We start from the raw sequence: 2974 nt of genomic DNA, 5'->3' as shown, positions 1-2974 counted from the left end.
AAGATATTGTTAAAAGACCGTCTTTAAGCTCAGCACCATTAACTTTTACATCATCAGCTATAGTAAATGATCTTGCAAATTGTCTTTGAGAAATACCCTTATGAATTATTTCTCCATCAACATCACTGTTTTCAGACTTATTAACTTGTTTTGTTCTAACTGTTAATAAATTATCTTCAAACTCAACCTCTACGTCTTTTTTGCTAAAGCCAGCTAATGCAACCTCAATTGCATAGTTGTCTTTACCTGTCTTACGTATGTTGTATGGTGGATAATTTGACTGCATCGTCAAATTCCCATTTCCCAACATATTTTCGAATTGGTCGAACATATCATCAAAACCAATTGAAAAAGGTCTAAGTGAGTTAAATATAGATAGATCCTTACTTGTCATAATATCCTCCTTTGTTAAGCAAGTTTATTTAGTAAGCCCCATTAGGCGACTTACTAGATTTATATGGGAATTAATTTGTTTTTTTCAAGATTTAAAGTGTACTAAATTTTTTTTGAAATTTTTAATGCAAATGCATAGTCAATAGCAATTTCTTCTATTGCGCCATCTCTTCCAGATTTTCCACCATGACCAGCATTCATTTCGGTTTTTAAAAGAAGTAAATTATTATCAGTTTTGTAATCTCTAAGTTTTGCTGTGAACTTTGCAGGCTCATCAAATAAAACTCTATTATCACTTAAACTTGTTGTAATAAAAATATGTGGATAATCCATTTTTTTAATATTGTTGTAAGGTGCGTATGAAAAAATATAATCAAAGTGTTCTTTATTCTCTTTTGCATTTCCAAATTCGTCAAATTCTCCCACAGTTAAAGGTAAAGAATGATCAAGATTTGTTGTTAAAGAATCTACAAAAGGAACAGCCATAATAATTCCTAAAAATAATTCAGGAGATTGATTGACTACAGCTCCCATTAATAATCCTCCAGCTGATCCACCCATTCCAATAATATTTCCTTTTGACGTATAATTTTTTTCGATCAAATATTTTGCTGCGTAAATATAATCTTCAAAAGTATTTTTTTTGTTTGTTAATTTTCCTTCTTTCCACCACTTCATACCTTTTTCCATACCACCTCTGATATGAGCTGTGGCCCAAATTATATCTCTATTTATAAGACTTAATCTTGTGGAAGAAAAACTTGGGGACATGGAATTTCCATAAGATCCATATCCATATAATAAAACATTTGCAGACCCATCAATTTTTGTTTTTTTGTGTCTTGTAATTGTTAATGGAACCATTCTCCCATCATGAGATTTAAATTCAACTCTCTCAACAATATACTCATCTTTATTATGACCGGATGGAATTTCTTGCTCTTTTACAAGTTCTTTAGATTTTGTTGCTAAATTATATTTAAACACTCTAGAAGGAGTTTTGGGTGATGAATATCCCAAATAAACTTCATCAGTATTTCTATCTTTTTGAGTTAAGCTTACTCCCGGAACATAAACAGATTCATCAGAAAAAATTAATTCTTCCTCTGTATTGGTAGCAATATTTTTAACAAATAATTTATCTAAAGCTTCTGAAGTTTCACCACGTATAATCCAATTTTTAAGGAATGTTAATCCACCAATCAAAACCTCATCTTTTGCTGGAATATATGTTTTCCAACTTTGATTTTCTAAATTCTCACAAATATCAACTTTAAAGTCTTCAGCATTTTTATTTGTATGATTATAAAATTTACCATCCCATGAATTAACAGAATACAGAACACCTCTTTCTCTTTTAATAATCAGTTTTGGAGATGGATTTAATTCATCCGATTTAAAGTAATATTGCTCTGAAGTATTATGGTCAGAAGTATTTATAAAAAAATATTTTTCATCTGAGCTTTTTCCAATTCCTACTGTAAAAGCCTCGCTTTTCTCCTCAAATATTAATTCATCTTTGCCATCAAAATCTCCTATTTTGTGTCTGTATATAGTTCTTGCTCTATGATTTTCATCAAGTTTAGAATAAAAAATATATTTATCATCCAAACTAAATGTTATTCCTCCCGATGTTTCTGTAATTTCTTTTGAAATAATTTTGTTTGTTTTAATATCTCTTAAATAAATTGTATAATATTCAGAACCTTTAAGATCTAAAGAGTATCCTAGATATTTATCATTATTACTTACCTCTAAATCACCAACTCCAAAATATTCAGTTTTAAGTTTTTCTTTTTCTTTATCTCCATTCCATATTTCTTCTATATTTTTTGAACCAATTTTTTTTCTCAGTTTTATCGAATAATTTCCTTTTGTTGTAGTTTTTGTCCAATACTCATAGGTATGATCTTTATAGGGTAAAGATTCATCTTCTAATTTAATTCTTCCTTTAATTTCATCGAATAATTTTTTTTGAATATCTTTTGTATCTTTTAAATGGTGTTCTGTGTAAGTATTTTCGTCTTCTAAATATTTTTTAACTTCAGGATCTAACTTGCTTTTATCTCTGAGAACTTCCAAAATATCTTTTTGATGAATCCAGCTATAATTATCTTCCCACTCAATATTGTGACAAGATTTTATCTCTAGTTTTTTTTTAAGTTGTGGTACTTTCATCAAATAAGGAAATATATGAATATTATTATTTATCTACTTGTAATTTTAGTCATCTTATATTTTTTATTAAGATGGTGGTCAAATATTTCTCCAAAAAAAATGTCAAAAGGGGTGAGACTAATAACAATTTTATTATTGGCTTTATTAGCAGTTTTATTTGCTATTGGAGGAAAATTTTTACTTACATTGCCATTAACTCTTGCAAGTCTTGCGCTAGTAAAGCTTAAAGGTTTATCATTGATTCAATTGGTTTCTCTTTATAGGCTTATTCAAACTTTAAGAAATTCAGGAAGATTTTCTTTTAATCAATATCAAAATAATAATTCTTCATCATTATCAACAAATGAGGCATATAAGATTTTAAATTTAGATATTAATAAGAAACCAACCAAAGAAGCACTTA

3 protein-coding genes are annotated in these 2974 nt (G+C 28.3%); 1 reads left to right on the top strand and 2 read right to left on the bottom strand.

The genetic code is table 11. The features are described from left to right. Both AMN81_RS05895 and AMN81_RS05890 read right to left on the bottom strand, forming a co-directional pair. On the bottom strand, positions 1-394 hold a 394-nt coding region (locus tag AMN81_RS05895; protein WP_072091162.1), incomplete at its 3' end, for an Hsp20 family protein. Positions 395-495: 101 nt separating this feature from the next. After that, a complete protein-coding gene (locus AMN81_RS05890) occupies positions 496-2571 on the bottom strand; it encodes a S9 family peptidase (protein WP_072091160.1) in 2076 nt (691 codons plus the stop codon). Positions 2572-2586: 15 nt separating this feature from the next. Between AMN81_RS05890 and AMN81_RS05885 the strand changes: the two genes are divergently transcribed. After that, positions 2587-2974 (top strand): molecular chaperone DnaJ (locus AMN81_RS05885; protein ID WP_072091159.1); only part of this gene is annotated, 388 nt, incomplete at its 3' end.

Origin of the sequence: Candidatus Pelagibacter communis (assembly GCF_001179845.1) — a bacterium.
Classification (GTDB): Bacteria; Pseudomonadota; Alphaproteobacteria; order Pelagibacterales; family Pelagibacteraceae; genus Pelagibacter; species Pelagibacter ubique_Q.
The sequence above is the reverse complement of the archived record's forward strand: the minus strand, read 5'-3'. Positions and strand labels throughout refer to the sequence as shown.

Coding starts and splice junctions, on each gene's coding strand:
- AMN81_RS05890 (WP_072091160.1), bottom strand. CDS start 2,571: ATGAAAGTACCACAACTTAAAAAAAAACTAGAGATAAAATCTTGTCAC.